The organism is uncultured Ruminococcus sp. (genome assembly GCF_934476685.1).
In the GTDB taxonomy this organism is placed as follows: domain Bacteria; phylum Bacillota; class Clostridia; order Oscillospirales; family Ruminococcaceae; genus Hominimerdicola.
Genome location: NZ_CAKSNX010000001.1, coordinates 491,061 through 509,577, shown reverse-complemented (window position 1 = coordinate 509,577; position 18,517 = coordinate 491,061). Strand labels below are relative to the sequence as shown.

The window sequence follows — 18,517 nt, the reverse complement described above, 5'->3', positions numbered from 1 at the left end:
TTTGCAACGAGTTTAGGGGGAGATGTGAAAAATTATGGTGTAGAAAAGTGTAAAAGACACAAAAAATCCGATACCAGCGAACTGATATCGGATAATAAGATATTTGGTGCAGGTAAGAAGACTTGAACTTCCACGAGGTTGCCCCCACTAGCACCTGAAGCTAGCGCGTCTGCCGATTCCGCCATACCTGCAAGGTTGAATTTCCATATTTTTACATGGTGAAAATACAAGACCGAGGCGAACTTTTTTACAAGTAGCTCCGCATATGTTGTTCAAAACAACAATAATATTATAGCACACATTGTGTGCCTTGTCAAGTACCGCAGCAACATTTTTTCATTTTTTAATTTCATCTGAAAAGCCGAACCGTCTGTATCTCCCCCTTAAAAAAAGTTTCAAAAACTATGCCTATCCCCCATATTCCGACAGTTGACAATGTACCTTAAAATATGTATAATTATTATATGTGTGCTGATTATAGGGCATACTGTATTTATGACGCAAAATATTTCGGAGGAGTGTGAAAAGTGTTGAAAAATGAAATTCGGCTTACTAAAAAGTTTTCAGCATTTTTGCTCCTTTTTATGCTCGCTGCGGGGGTAATTCTTGCGGTGTATTTTCTTTATCCTCCGAAGATATATATAAGCGAAATATGCACGGCAAATGACGGAAATTTTTCCGACGCTCAGTTTAGGGACGCTGACGGCGAACTTTGCGACTGGATAGAGATATTCAATCCGACTTCCCGTGATGTTTCGCTCAGCGGATTTTCCCTTCGCAAGAACGGCGGTGAGCAGCAGCCTATCGGCGACTACACCGTTAAATCGGGAGAATATATCCTTATTTACTGTTCCAAAAACGGATTTACCGACAGCAGTCAGCCGTCGGTGGATTTCAGCATAAGCAAGGCTGAGGACAGCGTTATAGAGCTTGACTACGCTTTTTCAGTTTGCGAAAAGATCGACGTCTGCAAAATGGAAAAAGGATATTCATATTCTAAAAATGACAGAGGAGAAATGTATATATCCGAGCCTACTCCCCTCTGCGCAAACAGCTCTGTGCAGGTGGGTGCGACCCCTGTTTTCAGCAGGCAGAGCGGATTTTATGCTGAGGGATTTTCCCTTGAGATATCCGCCGCAGAGGGACAGAACATCTTCTACACTCTTGACGGCACAGATCCACGCAGTTCAGACACAAGGATAGCTTACAGCGATGCAGTTGAGATAAAAAATATGAACGGAACAGAAAACAGGCTCTCTTCCTATGACCCTGTCTATATCCAGCTCAATCTCCGCCCCGGACGTGCGTGGCCGCCTGAGGACGAGGACGTGGACAAAGGTACGGTTATAAGAGCCTGCGCTCAGAGTTCGGACGGAAAGTACGGAAAGGTATCTACCGCCGCTTATTTTGTGGGACTTACTACTGCGGATCACAATGATCTGCCTGTTATATCCGTTGTTACCTCGCCCGATTCTCTTTATGATGAGGAAAGCGGAATATACTGCACAGGCGAAGTTTACGAAGAATACTACGAGAGAAATCCAAATCATTACTACAACGGCGCTATCCCTGCCAACTACAATCAGAAAGGCAAGGAGTGGGAGCGTGAATGTTACATCGAATTTTTTGAAAGCGACGGCAGTCTGAAAATTTCGCAGGACGCAGGAATGAGGATACAGGGTGGCTGGTCGAGGGCGGAATATCAGAAGTCATTCAGATTTTTCGCAAGGAGCAAATACGGCAAAGGTTCGTTCAACTACGCTTTCTGGGACGGTCTGACCGACAGCAATGGAAATGTTATGGACAGCTTTGACACCATAGTTCTGCGAAACGGCGGAAATGACACAAACTACTGCAAATTCAAAGATATAATGTTTCAGGATATGGTCAGCGAGAAGGATTTCTCCACTCAGACAGGAAGAGCCTGCGTGCTTTTCATTGACGGAGAATACTGGGGACTTTACACTCTTCAGGAGGATTACACGGCGGATTATTTTGAATATCACTACGGTGTTCCCGAAAGTGAAGTCGTGATATACAAGACGGACAATCTTGAAGAGGGCGAGCCTGCGGACGAGCTTAGCTTCAACTCGATGCGTGACTATATCGCTCAAAACGATATGAGCGTGGAGGAAAATTACCGAAAGGCTGAGTCAATGCTGGATATGGAAAGCTTTGCTCAGTACATTGCGGCGGAAATATATCTTTATAATGACGACTGGCCGCAGAACAACTACGGCTGCTGGAAAACAAGAAACGTTATATCGGGCAACAGGTATTCGGACGGCAGGTGGAGATTTTTTATGTTCGACACAGAATCCTCCGCATGGCATTACAACGATATAGACGATCAGACCGATATTTTCACTTACCTTGAAAGCAAGAACAATTATCCGCTGGGTTCGATAATAAACAGTCTGCTGAAAAACCCTGAATTTAAAGATCTTTTCCTTACCTCGCTTATGGATATAAGGAATATAAATTTTGACTACGGAACATACAAGCAGTACCTCACTCAATACAAATCCGTATACTATGAGGAAATGAAAAACTATTTCAAGCGTTTCCCCACATATTACAGCATTGAAAACTCCACCGATCAGGCGATAAATCGTATGAACAGCTTTTTCTTCAAACGTCAGAGATCAATTCTGAAATCTGTCGAGGCTGCGTTCACAGTTTCCGAACGCAGGACGGTGAGCATACGCTCTGCGGACTTTTTGAGCGGAACTGTTCTTGTGAACGGCAGCGAGATACGCAGTGATTTCAGCGGAACATACTATGACGGCGGCAGGCTTACCCTTACGGCAGAGCCTAAGGACGGATATATCTTCACAGGCTGGAAGATAAACGGCAAAGAAACAGACGAAAATTCCAGTGAGCTTAACATTACAGTCAGCGGAAATGTAAATGTGACCGCACAATTTGAGAAGAGCATACTATAAAGACAACGGACAGCTTTTAAAGGCTGCCCGTTATTTTTTATTCTATTATTTATATCAGTATTCGTAGCTGCTGCCGCCGATAAATTCTCTTGCAAGGGAATCCGCAGGCACCTTTGAGATATCCATAGGTTCTACCTCTCTGAGCAGTTTTAGCATAGGCTCAAATGGTTTAAAATCCGGATATGTCCTGCTCTCCTTTTCGATCTTTTCAATAAGAAAATTCTTATACACCGCAGGTTCGTATGCAAGGAACGTATCTATTGAGAAAGCAGGATCTTCCTCCGCTCTGAACTTGTATGGCAGGATATATTTGTTTTCTCCCCTCTCAACGCTTGAAAACATATCGAGAGTTTCGGCAGGCGTTCTTCCTCTGAAATTCTCATCACGGATAAGTCTGCGCATAAGTCTTATGAGCGATGGGTGAACGAGAGTGCCGTCTGAAAGCTCTATTCTTGTTCTGACGCTGACGTACATACATCTAGCGAAATCCCCTGCCGCACCTGTTACAAGGGGGTTAAGGGCATGGATACCCTCGAAAATTACTATATCGTCCTTATCCCTTTTTAGCTTATATCCGTCCTCAACGGTCTGCGTTGCGAACTCAAACCTCGGTATAACTACCTCTTCACATTGTGAGATAAGCTGCATATGGGAAGTCATTTTTTCGATATCTATTCTTGCCGGAGCTTCATAATCCGGCTTTCCGTCCTCGCCTATGGCGGTGGTGAATTTTCCCGCCGGCAGAAAATAATCGTCCATTGATATGGTATGGGTATGGATATTCATTTCGTCCAGCATATTATCTATCTTCAGCGCAGAGGTGGTTTTACCAGAACCCGACGGACCTGACAGAAGTATGACAGGTCTTTCATAACGCTCATCGGCTATCCTCTCGACGGCGGCTTTCAGCTTTTTTTCATACTTTTTGTTACATTCCTCCGCAAAAAGAGCCTGATCGCACAGCTTTCTGTCGATAGCGTTGACATTTATTTTTTTCATATTATTATCTGTACCTTTCGTTGCACCTAGTTTTCCCACTTTGTGCAGAGATTATTTATAGTATCTGTAAGCTTAGCAAGGTCCTTATTGCTCAAGCCCTTGCTTGATCTGACAAGAGCAGAAAGTCGGTCAAGTGAAGCACAAAGTCTTTGATAGCTCGTTGAGGCAGGGCTTTCCTTCTTTTCGATCTTAATAGGCTCAACGTTGACGAACTCGCCCGTTGCAAGATCGCAGTACGCTCCGCTGTACGGCGCAAAGGCATTATATCCCATATCACGAAGATGTTCCTTATAATATTCCGCTATTTCAGCCTCGCCATGGTTCACAAATACTTTCTTCGGGGCATTGATATGCGTTATCCACTTATCAAGTCCGTCTATATCGGCATGACCGCTTATTCCCAGCAGAACGGTTATCTCGGCGGCAACATTTATCTCCTCACCGAAAAGCTTCACCGTCTTTGCGCCATCAACAAGACTTCTGCCCAGCGTATTTACAGCCTGATATCCCACAAAAAGGATTATGTTCTCAGACTTCCATAGGTTGTGTTTAAGGTGATGCTTTATTCTTCCTGCCTCGCACATACCGCTGGCGGAAATGATTATCTTCGGCTGAGTATCAAAATTTATTGCCTTTGATTCGTCACTTGTTACGGCTACTCTCAGATTTGAGAATGTTATAGGGTTTATCCCCTTTGAAACGAAAGACATAGCCTCTTCATCAAAGCAGGAATTTTTATTTTCGTTGAACACCCTTGTTGCCTCTATGGCAAGGGGCGAGTCTATATACACAGGGAAATCCCCATGGTTTTTAACAAGTCCGTCCGCCTTTATCTGTCGGATAAAATACAGCAGCTCCTGCGTTCTTCCCACAGCAAAGGAAGGTATGATAAGGTTTCCGCCTCTATCGAAAGCTTTCTGTATGAGCTGAGCAAGTCTTTCGGTATAGTTCTCCACCTTCTGATGACGGCGGTTGCCGTAGGTAGATTCCATAACAACATAGTCTGCGTCATTAAGATACTGCGGATCTCTTATGAGCGGCTGATCCAGATTTCCTATATCCCCTGAGAACACAAGCTTTCGGGTGACTTCGCCCTCTGTAATGTATATCTCTATGCTGGACGATCCGAGAAGGTGTCCTGCATCGACGAACTTCACTTTTATTCCGTCGCATATCTCCGTTTCAGTTTCGTACTGGTGTGGACAAAGCAAAGCTATCGCACCCTCAGCGTCAGCCATAGTGTAAAGCGGCTCGACTTCTTCAAGACCTTTTCTTCTGCCCTTACGGCTTCTCCACTCGGCTTCAAACTCCTGAATATGTGCAGAATCTCTCAGCATTATGGAACAAAGGTTGCAGGTCGCCTGAGTGGCGTGTATCTCGCCCGAAAATCCCCCTGCATACAGCAGCGGCAGCAGTCCAGAATGGTCGATATGTGCGTGAGTCAGCAGAACGAAATCTATCCCCGACGGCGGACATGGAACTTTTGCATTGACGAAATAGTCTACCCCCTGTTCCATACCGAAATCGACAAGAAATCTCTTTCCGCAGGCTTCTATATATGTGCAGCTGCCCGTTACCTCGTGCGCAGCTCCGATAAATGTCATTTTCATATTACATACCTCCGTTTCAAATAGGAAAAAACAAGAATAGGATCTTGCAATAAAACGTAGTTTAAACTATGTTTTATTTATAGTATAGCATAGTCAGTGTAAAAAATCAAGGAGTTTTGGTATAATTTTTGTACAAACTGCATAATTATCATAAATCAAACTTTTTTCGACGTTCTTAAAAACGATAAGTTTTCACATATATTTGATGAATTGTTCCAACTTAAATGATAATATATTATAGGTTTACGCAGAATGTCAGAAATGCGTACTGCGCTTATAAGTAAGGAAAGGAATGATATGTATTAAGGATCTGACAAAAGGCGGTATGTTCAGGCTTATAATAAGCTTTGCCCTGCCGCTGCTATTAGGCAATCTTTTTCAGCTTTTTTATAATCTCGCCGACACCCGTATAGTGGGACAGTTCATAGGCGAAAACGCTATTGCGGCGGTTGGTGCGACATCTGCATTGAATTCTGTAATAGTGGGATTTCTCAACGGACTTACAAACGGTTTTGCGCTTGTGACCGCAAGATTTTTCGGTGCAAAGGATTTTGACAGAATGAGAAAAACTGTGGGGCTGAGCATTACCCTCGGTGTGGCAACGGGAGCAGTTCTGACGGCGGCAAGCCTTTGCTTTCTTACTCCCCTCCTCAGAGCGCTCAATACTCCTGATGAAATTATCCCGCAGGCTAAGGCTTATATCGCAGTAATACTTGCAGGAATGCTCATCACAATGATGTATAACGTCTGCGCTGCCTGTCTGAGAGCCATAGGCGATACAGTATCACCGCTTATATTCCTCATTATCGCAACTATTCTTAATGTGGGATTGGATATACTTTTCATTCTCGGATTTAAGATGGACGTTGAGGGTGCGGCATATGCTACGCTTATTGCGCAGGCTGTATCGGTGGTGCTTTGCATAATATACATATTCAGAAAGCACAGACTGCTTATCCCACACAAAGAGGATTTTATTCCGGAAAAGAAGCTGTGCGGCGATATGTATGCAAGCGGAGCGTCTATGGGACTGATGATATCCCTCGTTGGAATAGGCACGCTCATAATGCAGGGAGCAATAAACAACTTCGGTTCTAAGATAATAGTTGCGCACACAGCGGCAAGAAAGATATCCGAAATGTATATGCTCACCATATCCGTCCTCGGTGCTGCCGCCGCCACTATTGCAGGGCAGAACTACGGCGCAGGAAAAATGAAGAGGGTAAAGGAATGTGTTCTTAAAGCAACGCTTATCACATGGATATGGTCAGCCATAGTTGTGCTAGTGACATGGCTCTTCACCCCTCAGCTTACAAGACTTGTAACGAGCCTTGACGACCCTGCCATAGTTTCAACAGTTACAAGATATATGAAATTCAACACCGCCTGCTATTTTATTCTCGGAGTGGTGATTGTGTTCCGAAATGCTTTGCAGGGCATCGGCGCAAAGGTTTCGCCTATACTTTCAAGCCTTTTGGAGCTTGCGGGAAAATTTGCGGTAGCATGGTATCTTGCTCCGCTTATGGGATATGACGGAATAATCATCTCCGAACCGCTTGTATGGGCAGGAATGGCTGTAATTCTCGCCATTGCATTTTTCTCAAATAAGAGCGTCCGTTCGGGCAAGATAGCCGAATAAATATGCACACAAAATACGTCTGCCGAAAATATCAGCAGACGCATTTTTTATGTTTGGTTTTACTTTTCAGTTGTGTTTTTCGCCTTTGCTTTTTCACAGCCTGCACAGCCGCAGCCCGAACAGCCTATACAGCCGCCCGACCTTTTCTGCTTTACGATATATCTTACCGCAAGCACCACACAAAGCAGAAGTATGCCCACAATTACATAATCAGCAACACTCATATCAGCAGACTTCCTATCTGATAAACTGCGAATGCACATACCCACGCTACTGTACACTGCATTATTACCACGCCTATGGTCATAAGTCCCGAATTAAGTTCACGCTTTATTGCCGCCACCGCAGCTGCACATGGGGTATAAAGCAGGGTGAATATAAGGAAACTTACTGCGGAAAGCGTGCTGAACGCTCCCGAAAGAACTGCTCCGAGGTTCGCCGTACTGGTGTTCATAAGTACGCTCATGGTGCTGACAACGGCCTCCTTGGCTGTAAAGCCTGAGATAAGCGATGTGACCGCTTTCCAGTCGCCAAATCCCAGCGGAGTGAACAGCGGTGCGATAAATCTTCCGATAAGGGCAAGAAGGCTGTCGGCAGAGTCGCTGACCGGATCAAGTCTTGTATCAAAATTCTGCAAAAACCATATGATTATTGTCGCAAGGAATATTACGGTAAATGCTCTCTGAATAAAATCCTTTGCCTTATCCCACAGAAGAAGTCCGACGCTTTTTGCGAAAGGCAGTCTGTAATTCGGCAGCTCCATTACAAACGGAACAGGTTTTCCCTTGAAAGCAGTATTCTTGAATATAAGCGCCACAACTACCGCAAGCACCATTCCCGTAAGATAAAGTCCTATCATCACAAGCGCCTGATACTTATGGAAAAACGCTGCGCAGAACACAGCATATATTGGTATCTTTGCCGAACAGCTCATATATGGAGTCAAGAGGATCGTCATCTTTCTGTCCCTGTCGGAAACCAGCGTTCTTGTTGCCATTATCGCAGGAACTGAACAGCCGAAACCTATCAGCATAGGCACAAAACTTCGTCCCGAAAGACCTATCTTTCGCAGCAGCTTGTCCATTACAAAAGCTACCCTCGCCATATATCCCGTATCTTCCAGTATGGAAAGGAAGAAAAACAGCGTAACTATTATTGGCAGAAAGCTTAAAACACTTCCCACGCCCGCAAAAACTCCGTCTATAACTAAGCTATGTACAACAGGGTTAATGCCGTATGCGGTCAGACCTTTATCCACAAGCTCCGTCAGCTTGTCTATGCCCATGGACAGCAGATCCGACAGGAACGAACCGATAACATTGAACGTAAGGAAGAACACCGTAAGCATTATGCCGATAAACACAGGTATCGCCGTATATTTTCCTGTAAGTATACGGTCTATCTTCACACTTCGGATATGTTCCTTGCTTTCGTGGCATTTCACCACCGAAAGTTCCACCGCTTTTTCGATAAATGTATAGCGCATATCCGCCAGAGCCTCGTTGCGGTCAAAGCCCGATTCGTTCTCCATTTCGACTATGCAATGCTCAAGAAGTTCAAGCTCATTCTGCGTAAGAGCAAGCTTCTGCGCCATATCGTCGTCGCCCTCTATAAGCTTTGTCGCACAAAATCTCGGCGGAAGATTTATCCTCACCGCATGATCCATTATAAGATGCACAACAGCGTGTATACATCTGTGGACAGGTGAATCATCTGCGCAGAAGTCCGTTACAACAGGCTTTTTGCGTTCTCTCGCCACGTCCATAGCCTTGTCGATAAGCTCCGTCACGCCCTCGCCCTTTGCCGCACTTACAGGGACAACAGGTATGCCAAGCGCAGCCGAAAGTATTGCCACATCTATCGTTCCGCCGTTTGCTCTTACCTCGTCCATCATATTGAGCGCAAGCACCATCGGCACACGCAGTTCAAGCAGTTGGAGGGTGAGATACAGATTTCTTTCAATATTGGTTGCGTCAACGATATTGATTATGCCGTCAGGCTTTTCTTTCAGGATATACTCCTGAGTAACTATCTCCTCCTGCGTATAAGGCCGCAGAGAATATATTCCCGGCAGATCCACCACAGAGCAATCCTTTGTCCCTTTTATCTGACCTATCTTCTGTTCAACAGTTACGCCCGGAAAATTTCCGACGTGCTGATTTGAACCTGTGAGGGCATTGAACAGCGTAGTCTTACCGCAGTTCTGATTTCCTGCTAAGGCAAATCTCATTTCTTATCCCCTCCTGTCGGTTCAAGCTCGATATTCATAGCGTCCTCGATACGCAGGGTAAGTTCATAACCCCGTATATTTATTTCTATTGGATCGCCCATAGGTGCGATCTTCCGCATCGTTACCTTTGTTCGGGAGGTCAGACCCATATCCAGCAGCCTTAAACGCAGTGCGCCCTCGCCGCCTACCTTTTTTATTACCGCCGATTCTCCTATCGGCAATTTATCCAACGTCATTATTTTCCTCCGTTCAAGTCAGTTTATGTCAAAAGTTAGCCTTAGCTATCTTTTTTAAGTTTACCACAGCTAACATACTATGTCAAGTAAAAAAGCAACAAAATTCTACCGCTTTTAATTTCTGCTGATTCTACTAAGCGTTTATTGCACAAAGCAGGATATTCTGCTATAATGGATAACAGACTGAGAAAAGGAGGTAAGAGCAAAATTGAAGAAAACAAATATTGCCGATCCCCAAAGCATCATAAAGACAGGTGAGTTTATAAAAAAGCTGAGAACTGAAATGGGACTTACTCAACAGGCTCTTGCGCAGCAGCTTTTTGTCAGCGACAAGGCTGTTTCAAAATGGGAGCGTGGCAGCGGTATGCCCGATCTTCCACAGCTTTATAACCTTGCGGAGATATTCTCCGTACCTGTGCAGGTGCTTTTAACAGGCGAAATGAATGAAAATCAACAACAGGGAGGAAATATGAAAGACCTTAAATTTTATGTATGCCCAAACTGCGGCAATGTGCTGACATCTCTGGGCGGCGGTGAGATAAGCTGCTGCGGGAAGTCGCTTTCTCCGTTGACACCAAGAAAAGCTGAGGAAAGTGAAAAACTTCGTGTTGAAAAGATAGACGGAGAATATTTTATATCCTCAGATCACGAAATGACGAAAGAAAATTACATCTCTTTCTGCGCACTTTTGACAGGCGACACTATATTTATGAGAAAAACTTATCCCGAATGGGATCTTCAGGTGCGCATACCTATGCTCGCTCACGGAAAGCTTGTCTGGTATTCTGCCGCCGAGGGACTTTGTTATCAGTATATTTAAAATGTTCACGAATAATTCCGCAGAGCGGCTTGAAAACGGAAAAAGTATGTGATATAATTTCCATAACATATTTTATTATGGAGGTTTGTATATGTACGAAAATTTCAAATACATTGTCCCTGCCATAGAAAAGGAGATAAACGGAAACGTTCTTTCGGGAGCAGAGATCGCCGTTATACACAAGGGCGAAACTGTTTTCAAAAAGAATATCGGCATGGCTGATAAGGAAAACGCTATCCCTATGACAGACGATACTATCTTCAGGCTTTTCTCCATGACAAAGCCTGTCACCGCTGTGGCTGCAATGATACTGATAGAGCGTGGAATGTTGGATTTCAACGATCAGTTAAAATGGTATCTGCCGACTTTCGAGAACCCTATGGTACTGGACGAAAACGGCGAACGTCCTGCGGAGCGTGACATAACTATCCGTGATCTTCTTTCAATGACATCGGGCATATCCTACCCAGACGGACACCCGTCAGGACAGGCGGTAGGTGCGCTTTGGGGTATGCAGTCGGAAAATTACCTCAAAGGCGGAAAGCTGCTGAACACAAAGGAATTTGCTCTTGAAATGGGTAAAAAGCCTCTTGCTTTCACCCCAGGAGAAAAGTGGATGTACGGCGCATCGGCGGATATAATGGGCGCAGTTATAGAGGTCGTATCGGGAATGACTCTGGGCGAATTTTTCGACAAGGAGATATTCACTCCTCTCGGAATGAACGACACAGGCTTCTATATCCCCGAAGAGAAATATTCAAGGCTCGCACAGGCTTATGAATATGCTGACGGCGGTATAAGACCTTTCACGCATTTCCACCTCTGCCTTACGGATTACAGAAAGCCGCCTGCCTTTGAATCGGGCGGAGCAGGACTTGTTTCCACTCTGAACGATTACTCGAAGTTCGTAAAAATGCTTATGAACAAGGGCGAATACAACGGAAAGAGAATACTCGGCAGAAAGACTGTTGAGCTTATGACAAAGAATTATCTCAACGAACAGCAGCTGAAAAGCGTTGACTGGGACAGCATGAAGGGATACGGCTACGGCAGCTTTATGCGTGTACATCAAAATGTGACTGAGTCGGGACTTTGCGGCTCAGAGGGACAGTTCGGCTGGGACGGCTGGATGGGCTGTTATTTTGCAATAGACCCTGTTGAAGATATGGCTATGCTGTATTTTATCCAGCTCGCAGGCTCAGGCTGCACAAGAACAGTAAAAACTCTTTATAATATGATATGGAGTTCACTCGACTGAACCCATTGATCCAATACAAACGAAAGGACCTCCCGAAAGCTTTTGCTTTTCGGGAGGCCCTTCTTTATGACAAATCTTTTCAGTTTTGCAGCTCAGTTAAGCTTATGAAACTGTATATGTCTTTGTAACAGTACCTGAAAGGCTGTTCTTACCTGTGATCTTAACAGTTACCTGTCCGTTCTTTACAGCTGAGTATGAAACTGTATAGTTTCCGCTGTAGATCTCTCTGCCGTAGTATGCTACGCTTACGTTTGGCTTATACTTGTTTGAAGTATTCTTTGTGAGATTTACTGTGCAGCCTGATACTGAACGTGGGAGGATCTTAAAGGTCTTTGTAACAGTACCCTTAAGGTTCTTCATACCTGTGAGAGTAACAGTAGCTGTACCTGCTGTCAGGTTATTTGAGTAAACTGCTGTGTAGTTTCCGCTGTACATTTCAACGCCGTTGCAGTAAACCTTGAAGTTAGGCTTAAGTCTTGCGCCTGTGAAATAGTACTTTGCATACTCAAATTCAACGTCGCAGTTAGCGATAGAACGCTGTACGATATCGAATGTCTTTGTTACAGTACCCTTAAGACCATTCTTACCTGTGATCTTAACAGTTGCTGTGCCAACAGAAAGGTTGTTGAGATATACTACTGTGTAGTTTGTTGAAGGGATAACTGTTGTTCCGTTTGTTACCTTTACAACAGGCTTTATTCTTGTGCCTCTGAAGAACTCTGTACCTGAGCCGTTTCCTACTGTGATTGTGAAGTTTGAAAGTGAAGCGGCTGTGATAGCGAAGTTCTTTGAAGCTTTTCCGCCGTAAGCGCCCTTACCTGTAACAGTAACGGTAGCTGTACCGGCATTTGTGTTGTTCTTGTAGGAAACAGTGTAATCTGTACCTGACTTAAGTGTTGTACCGTTGAGCTTAACTGTAACGGAAGGCTTTTTAGCTGTGCCTGTGTAAGCATATGACTGAGCAGAAAGTGTAACTGTTGCGGATGAGATGTTTACGAGCTTAGGAATAGAAACTGAAACTGTCTTTCCGCATCTTGTACACTTGCCTGTCTTTGTGCCTGCTGCTGTGAGTGTAGGCTGCTTTGTAACTGTGTATGAAGTTACATTGTGACCAAGCTTAGGGATAACTTCTGTTACCTTCTGCTTGCAGTCGGAGCAGTCGTAAACTGCTGAGCCGTCCTCTTCGCAGGTAGCTTCCTTAGTGATAGTTACCTTTGAGTTCTTGTGTGCGCACTTGATATCAAATGAAACCGCTGTGCTGCCTGTGTAGTTGCCTGCACCTGTGATAGTTACTGTTGCAGTACCTACCTTTGTGTTGTTTGAGTATCTTACAGTGTAGTCTGTACCCTTCTTGAGGATAACGCCCTGACACTTTACAACTGGCTCAGGAGTGATAGCTGTACCTGTGTACTGCTGATCGTCGATAGTATCTACTACGACAGCTGCATCTGTAAGAGGTCTTTTTACGATCTTGAATGTAACAGACTTTGTGCTTGTGTAAGGATCGATACCTGCGATCTTGACAGTTGCAGTACCGACCTTTGTGTTGTTTACATACTCGATAGTGTAGTCAACGTCCTTAACGAGTTCCTTGTTCATTGCAGGGATAGTAACAACAGGGAGCGGAACATATTCCTGTGCAAGAGGTGAATAAACCTGATCCGGAATTGCGTCGATAGTGAAGTTTGTTGCTGCATATGTAACATAGAGCAGACAGCTTTCAGACTTTGAACCGGATCTGAGTGTGATAGTTGTAACGCCTACATCGTGAGCTGTTACAACACCGCTGTTGTCGATAGTAGCAACATCAGAATTTGATGAGAGCCATACAACGTCACAGTTGCTTACAGACTGGTTGTTCTGATTTCTTACAACACGGCCCATTGTTCTCTTTCCTGTGCCGTCCTTTGCAAGTGCGATAGTTGTTGACGGGAGTGATGATCCGTCAGGTGAAGCGGTAACGCCGCTGATAGTAACGCTTGATGTTGTAAATACAGTTATAGAAGTCATTACCTTCTTGCCTGAAGCAGAGTAAGCAGTGATCCTTGCTGTACCGTTTGAAACGGCTGTAACTACACCCTTTGAGTTTACTGTTGCGATCTTGTCATCGCTTGATTCCCAATAGCTGAGAACATCGTCATGGTTGTATGGATAGTTGCCTTCGATAGTGTAATCTACCGTAAGACCAAGTGTGTTGCCAACGTTGAGGGATTTGCCTGTGCAAGCCTTTTCGGTAGCAACATCCTTGATGACCGCCTTATCGCAGGCTTTAAGAACTGTTACCTTGAAAGTCTGGCTGATAGCGCTGTTCGCACTTGAAGAAGCCTTAAGTGTAACTGTTCCTGGTGATGCAGCATGAATGCTGATGCTCTTGTTGTCTTTCTTATTTATAGTAATATAATCATTCTCATTGTTCAGCACCTGCCATACGATCTCGTCGTCTGGAGTTGAACCATCGTCAGCTTTAAGAACTGCATCGAATGTTATATCATTGAGTGTGTAAAGATCAACTGTTCCGTCAGGAGCAACATTTACAACCTCGTCGCCCTTTGCATATGAAACAGTAAGGTTGTCAGAAGCGATCCTGTCTGTTACAGTAACTGTACACTTAGCCTCAACATTTGAGTTCTTAGCCTTTACTGTAATAACAGCTGTACCCTTCTTCTTACCTGTGATAATTGCCTTCTGAACATTTTCGTCCTTGCCTGAGTTTGTAACTCTTACAGAAGCGATGCTCTCATCGGAAGATGTCCAAACGAGTTCATCATTTGCTGTTGCAGGGCTCATTGTTGCAGTAAGCTCTGTACCTACGCTAACTCTTGTAGATGTTGGTGAAGGTGTGATAGCGATAGAAGTTGCCTTTGTTATAACGCTGATGTCGCAGGCTGTGAAAACTGTATCGTTTTCAGCCTTTGCCATAATGGTAGCTGTACCCTTTCCTACTGCTGTAACAAGACCCTTGTCGTCAACAGTAAGCACCTTCTCGTTGCTTGAAGTCCATGTGATAACGTCTGTTGCGCCTGTGTCGGATTCATATGTAGGAGTCTTTTCAAGATCCAGCTGATATGTTTCGCCGATGCCAAGTGCCTCAACAGGGTTGTTGAACTTAAGTGCAGTAGCAGGATTTTCCTTGATGATTATTACCTGAATATACTTAGGAACATATTCTGCCTTTTCTCTCTTAGAAGTTTCAGTAGGCTTGAACTTAGCGATAACTGTTACAGTACCGTTCTTCTTAGGTGTGAACAGACCGCTGTCATCGATTTCAGCCTTATCAGAAACAGCTGGCTTCGTGCCTGAGCCATTATATACACCGTCAACTATCTCATACTCCACCTGATCGGTAGAAGCCTTTGAGTTAGCTGTGGACTTAGCCTCAGCCTGTCCTGTGAACTGATATTTGTGGTTTGCAACTGCAAGTACGCCTACCGTAGTTTCCGTACAGCTGTGCTTGCCCTTTTCGTCTGTAAAAAGCTCTGTGTCGCCGTACTTCATAGTAAGACAGTTTGCAGGGTTATACGCTACTACCGTAAGGTTTCTGTAAACCTCACCGCTCGAAGTAGTAAGAGTGACCTTTGCTGTACCGTCATTAGGTCTTGCTGTCTTGTCATACGCTGCGTCAAGAGTAAGCTTTACTTCTCCGTTACCGAGATACTCAGGCTCGATACCGATGATCTTGCTTGACGCTGAGTCGGTCGCATAGACGATAGTGTCCTCCGGACTGTCTACCGCAACCTTGACTGTTGTTGAAGTCTTTCCGCCGCCGTATGTTGAATTGTCAAGATATATTATAGGGTTTGATGAAATATCATTGCCCTTTTCGTCGTATATATACATCGTTGACGCATTGGCAGCAGACGCCGAAATAGCCGCCAGTGTTTCAGCCAGACCGCCTGTGAACATCATCATGAACGAGGTCACAAAGGCTGTGGCTTTTTTAGCGCTTTTCAACATCATTTTCTCCTCCTTTTTGATTTTATTTTTTCCGAAATATGGCTTCTGCAAATGTCAGAAAATTCTTTCGGTCAATATCATTATATCACCCGGAAAGCCCTTTGTCAATATAAATCATCAATATTTTTTCACATAATTGTCACAATAATAGCAATTTATTCATAGAAAAAGCCGCACAGCATTTTTCGGCTGTGCGGCATATAAAATCATACATTTTCAACGCTGAATTTTCCGTCTGCGTAATCGACTTTCATCACAGTATCAGGGGCTGGATCGTCAGCTATTATCTTCTTTGCGATAAGTGTTTCGACTCTGCTCTGAATAAATCTTCTGAGCGGTCTTGCACCGAAGCTTACGTCATAGCCCTGCTCGACGATAGCCTCTTTCGCTCTGTCTGTTACCTCTATTTTAAGATGCTTGTCCTCAAGTCTTTGTTCAAGGCTCTTGAGCATAAGATCGACGATCTTGTAGATCTCTGTCTTCATAAGCGGCTTGTAGTAGATTATCTCATCAAGTCTGTTGAGAAACTCAGGTCTGAACTGCTGTCTGAGCAGAGCCTCGACCTGTTTTTTAGCCTCAGGCTTTATCTCTCCGTCATCGCCGATACCGTCAAGAATATAAGGCGAACCTAAGTTTGAAGTCAGTATGATGACAGTGTTCTTGAAATCTACCGTTCTGCCCTGTGAGTCGGTTATTCTGCCGTCGTCAAGTACCTGAAGCAGGATATTGAACACATCGGGGTGAGCCTTTTCTATCTCATCGAGAAGTACGACGCTGTACGGCTTTCTTCTTACCGCCTCGGTAAGCTGACCGCCCTCTTCATAGCCGACATATCCCGGAGGCGCTCCGATCAGTCTTGATACGCTGAATTTCTCCATGTATTCCGACATATCTATTCTTACGATGTTGTTCTCATCGTCAAACAACGCCTGCGCAAGAGTTTTTGCAAGCTCTGTCTTACCTACGCCCGTAGGACCTAAGAACAGGAACGAACCGATAGGCTGGTCAGGATTTGCGATGCCCGCTCTTGAACGGAGTATAGCCTCAGATACCTTTTCGACCGCCTCGTTCTGTCCGATAACTCTTTCGTGGAGGATATCTTCCAGTCTGAGGAGCTTTTCCCTTTCGCCCTCCATAAGCTTTGCCACAGGGATACCTGTCCAGCGGCAGATTATCTTTGCGATCTCTTCCTCTGTTACCTTATCTCTGAGCAGGGTGTTCTTGTGGGCAGACTGTTCTGCATTATGCTCTTCCTCTTCAAGCTGTTTCTGGAGGTCGGCAAGCTTACCGTATTTAAGCTCTGCAAGCTTATTAAGGTTGTAATCTCTTTCAGCCTGCTTTATCTCCTTTGAGCATTCCTCTATCTCTTCCCTCAGTTTCTGAACTTTTGAGATAGCGTTCTTTTCGTTCTCCCACTTTGCCTTCATAGCGTTGAACTGCTCTCTCATTTCAGAAAGCTCCTTCTGGACCTCTTTCAGATGTTCCTCAGCAAGCTTATCCTTTTCCTTTTTAAGAACAGTTTCCTCTATTTCGTGCTGGAGTATCTTACGTCTTATCTCATCAAGCTCTGTCGGCATTGAGTCCATTTCAGTACGGATAAGTGCGCAGGCTTCGTCCACAAGGTCGATAGCCTTATCAGGCAGAAATCTGTCTGTGATATATCTGTCCGACAGAACGGCTGCTGTAATAAGTGCCTGATCCTGTATCTTTACGCCATGGAATACCTCGTAACGCTCTTTCAGACCTCTCAGTATAGAGATAGTATCCTCAACAGACGGCTCGTCTACCATTACAGGCTGGAAACGTCTTTCAAGGGCAGCGTCCTTTTCGATATACTGTCTGTACTCGTTAAGGGTAGTTGCGCCGATACAGTGCAGCTCGCCCCTTGCAAGCATAGGTTTAAGCAGGTTGCCTGCGTCCATTGCGCCGTCGGATTTTCCTGCGCCGACGATAGTATGCAGCTCATCTATGAACAGGATTATCTTGCCCTCAGACTTCTTTATTTCCTCAACTACTGCCTTGAAACGTTCCTCAAATTCGCCTCTGTACTTTGCGCCTGCGATAAGCGAACCCATATCAAGTGAGAACACCTGTCTGTCCTTCAGGCTGTCCGGAACATCTCCGCTTACGATACGCTGAGCAAGTCCCTCTGCGACTGCGGTTTTACCAACACCAGGTTCACCGATAAGCACAGGGTTGTTCTTTGTCTTACGGGAAAGTATCCTTATAACATTTCTTATCTCGCTGTCCCTGCCGATAACAGGATCAAGCTTATTCTGTCTTGCCAGCTCCACAAGATCCTGACCGTACTTTTTAAGCACGTCATAGGTTTCCTCAGGGTTCTGGCTCGTTACCTTTGCGTTTCCTCTTACGCTTTTAAGCACTTTAAGGAACTCGGTCTTTTTGATGCCGAAAGTTTTCAGTATCTCTCCTACCGCCTTGTTCGGGCAGTCAAGTATACCCATAAAGATATGCTCGACAGATACAAACTCATCTTTCATTCTTCCTGCTTCCGACTCAGCCTCAGCGAGAGCACGGTCAAGCTCTGATGAGATGTAGACCTGTCCCTGCGCTCTTCCGCCGACAGTTACCTTAGGCAGCTTGTCAACAGCATTCATAAGCGCATTCTTAAAGCCGTCCGCAGGGACGTTCATTTTTGTCAGCAGCTGAGGGATAAGTCCGCTTTCATCACTGCAAAGAGCGCAGAGCAGATGCTCCTCATCAACTGCCTGATTTGAATATCTCGCCGCAATGGACTGTGCCTCCTGTACGGCTTCGATAGATTTCTGTGTAAATTTCTGAAAGTTCATAATAAAACCTCCTTTT

At 44.7% G+C, this 18,517-nt stretch carries 11 protein-coding genes and 1 tRNA gene; 4 read left to right on the top strand and 8 right to left on the bottom strand.

Going from position 1 to position 18,517, the window contains the following annotated elements:
* Positions 1–104: 104 nt before the first annotated feature.
* Positions 105–191: transfer RNA gene (locus tag Q0E19_RS02295), tRNA-Leu, on the bottom strand.
* Positions 192–530: 339 nt separating this feature from the next.
* Here Q0E19_RS02295 and Q0E19_RS02290 point away from each other — a divergent pair.
* Positions 531–2,945: a CotH kinase family protein gene (locus Q0E19_RS02290; RefSeq protein WP_294406853.1), complete on the top strand. Its 2,415-nt coding sequence runs from the start codon at positions 531–533 to the stop codon at positions 2,943–2,945.
* A 54-nt stretch (positions 2,946–2,999) separates the two neighbouring features.
* Here Q0E19_RS02290 and Q0E19_RS02285 read toward each other — a convergent pair whose 3' ends face one another.
* Together Q0E19_RS02285 and Q0E19_RS02280 are read right to left on the bottom strand one after the other, a co-directional pair.
* Positions 3,000–3,944, bottom strand: a complete 945-nt coding sequence (locus Q0E19_RS02285; protein ID WP_294406851.1) for a nucleoside kinase — start codon at positions 3,942–3,944, stop codon at positions 3,000–3,002.
* A gap of 26 nt (positions 3,945–3,970) precedes the next feature.
* Entirely contained in the window at positions 3,971–5,554 is a 1,584-nt protein-coding gene (locus Q0E19_RS02280; protein WP_294406849.1) for an MBL fold metallo-hydrolase, read from the bottom strand.
* A gap of 292 nt (positions 5,555–5,846) precedes the next feature.
* Here Q0E19_RS02280 and Q0E19_RS02275 point away from each other — a divergent pair, with 292 nt between their 5' ends.
* The gene (locus tag Q0E19_RS02275; protein ID WP_294406847.1) at positions 5,847–7,193 is read left to right on the top strand and encodes an MATE family efflux transporter; all 1,347 of its coding nucleotides are present in this window, start codon (positions 5,847–5,849) and stop codon (positions 7,191–7,193) included.
* Between the two features lie 59 nt (positions 7,194–7,252).
* Here Q0E19_RS02275 and Q0E19_RS02270 read toward each other — a convergent pair whose 3' ends face one another.
* Genes Q0E19_RS02270 through Q0E19_RS02260 form a run of 3 tightly spaced genes read right to left on the bottom strand, consistent with a single transcriptional unit; the run spans position 7,253 to position 9,659 of the window.
* Complete coding sequence (locus tag Q0E19_RS02270; protein WP_294406845.1) at positions 7,253–7,417, bottom strand: FeoB-associated Cys-rich membrane protein; 165 nt, start codon at positions 7,415–7,417, stop codon at positions 7,253–7,255.
* A complete protein-coding gene (gene feoB, locus Q0E19_RS02265; protein ID WP_294406840.1) occupies positions 7,414–9,423 on the bottom strand; it encodes a ferrous iron transport protein B in 2,010 nt (669 codons plus the stop codon). Before feoB ends, Q0E19_RS02270 begins: the two co-directional genes overlap by 4 nt.
* A complete protein-coding gene (locus tag Q0E19_RS02260) occupies positions 9,420–9,659 on the bottom strand; it encodes a FeoA family protein (protein WP_294406837.1) in 240 nt (79 codons plus the stop codon). The genes feoB and Q0E19_RS02260 overlap by 4 nt, the downstream gene beginning before the upstream one ends.
* 208 nt (positions 9,660–9,867) lie before the next feature.
* Between Q0E19_RS02260 and Q0E19_RS02255 the strand changes: the two genes are divergently transcribed.
* The gene (locus Q0E19_RS02255; protein WP_294406836.1) at positions 9,868–10,479 is read left to right on the top strand and encodes a helix-turn-helix domain-containing protein; all 612 of its coding nucleotides are present in this window, start codon (positions 9,868–9,870) and stop codon (positions 10,477–10,479) included.
* Between the two features lie 91 nt (positions 10,480–10,570).
* Complete coding sequence (locus tag Q0E19_RS02250) at positions 10,571–11,737, top strand: serine hydrolase (protein ID WP_294406833.1); 1,167 nt, start codon at positions 10,571–10,573, stop codon at positions 11,735–11,737.
* Positions 11,738–11,839: 102 nt separating this feature from the next.
* On the opposite strand, the gene Q0E19_RS02245 is transcribed toward Q0E19_RS02250, so the two are convergent.
* Both Q0E19_RS02245 and clpB read right to left on the bottom strand, forming a co-directional pair.
* Positions 11,840–15,694 (bottom strand): Ig-like domain-containing protein, encoded by a 3,855-nt coding sequence (locus tag Q0E19_RS02245; protein ID WP_294406832.1) that lies wholly within the window; start codon positions 15,692–15,694, stop codon positions 11,840–11,842.
* A gap of 203 nt (positions 15,695–15,897) precedes the next feature.
* Positions 15,898–18,501 carry an ATP-dependent chaperone ClpB gene (gene clpB / locus Q0E19_RS02240; protein ID WP_294406829.1) on the bottom strand — a complete coding sequence of 868 codons (2,604 nt, stop codon included), beginning with the start codon at positions 18,499–18,501 and terminating at the stop codon, positions 15,898–15,900.
* Positions 18,502–18,517 lie beyond the last annotated feature (16 nt).

Coding starts and splice junctions, on each gene's coding strand:
- Q0E19_RS02275 (WP_294406847.1), top strand. CDS start 5,847: ATGATATGTATTAAGGATCTGACAAAAGGCGGTATGTTCAGGCTTATA.
- Q0E19_RS02245 (WP_294406832.1), bottom strand. CDS start 15,694: ATGATGTTGAAAAGCGCTAAAAAAGCCACAGCCTTTGTGACCTCGTTC.
- Q0E19_RS02280 (WP_294406849.1), bottom strand. CDS start 5,554: ATGAAAATGACATTTATCGGAGCTGCGCACGAGGTAACGGGCAGCTGC.
- clpB (WP_294406829.1), bottom strand. CDS start 18,501: ATGAACTTTCAGAAATTTACACAGAAATCTATCGAAGCCGTACAGGAG.
- Q0E19_RS02285 (WP_294406851.1), bottom strand. CDS start 3,944: ATGAAAAAAATAAATGTCAACGCTATCGACAGAAAGCTGTGCGATCAG.
- Q0E19_RS02260 (WP_294406837.1), bottom strand. CDS start 9,659: ATGACGTTGGATAAATTGCCGATAGGAGAATCGGCGGTAATAAAAAAG.
- feoB (WP_294406840.1), bottom strand. CDS start 9,423: ATGAGATTTGCCTTAGCAGGAAATCAGAACTGCGGTAAGACTACGCTG.
- Q0E19_RS02250 (WP_294406833.1), top strand. CDS start 10,571: ATGTACGAAAATTTCAAATACATTGTCCCTGCCATAGAAAAGGAGATA.
- Q0E19_RS02270 (WP_294406845.1), bottom strand. CDS start 7,417: ATGAGTGTTGCTGATTATGTAATTGTGGGCATACTTCTGCTTTGTGTG.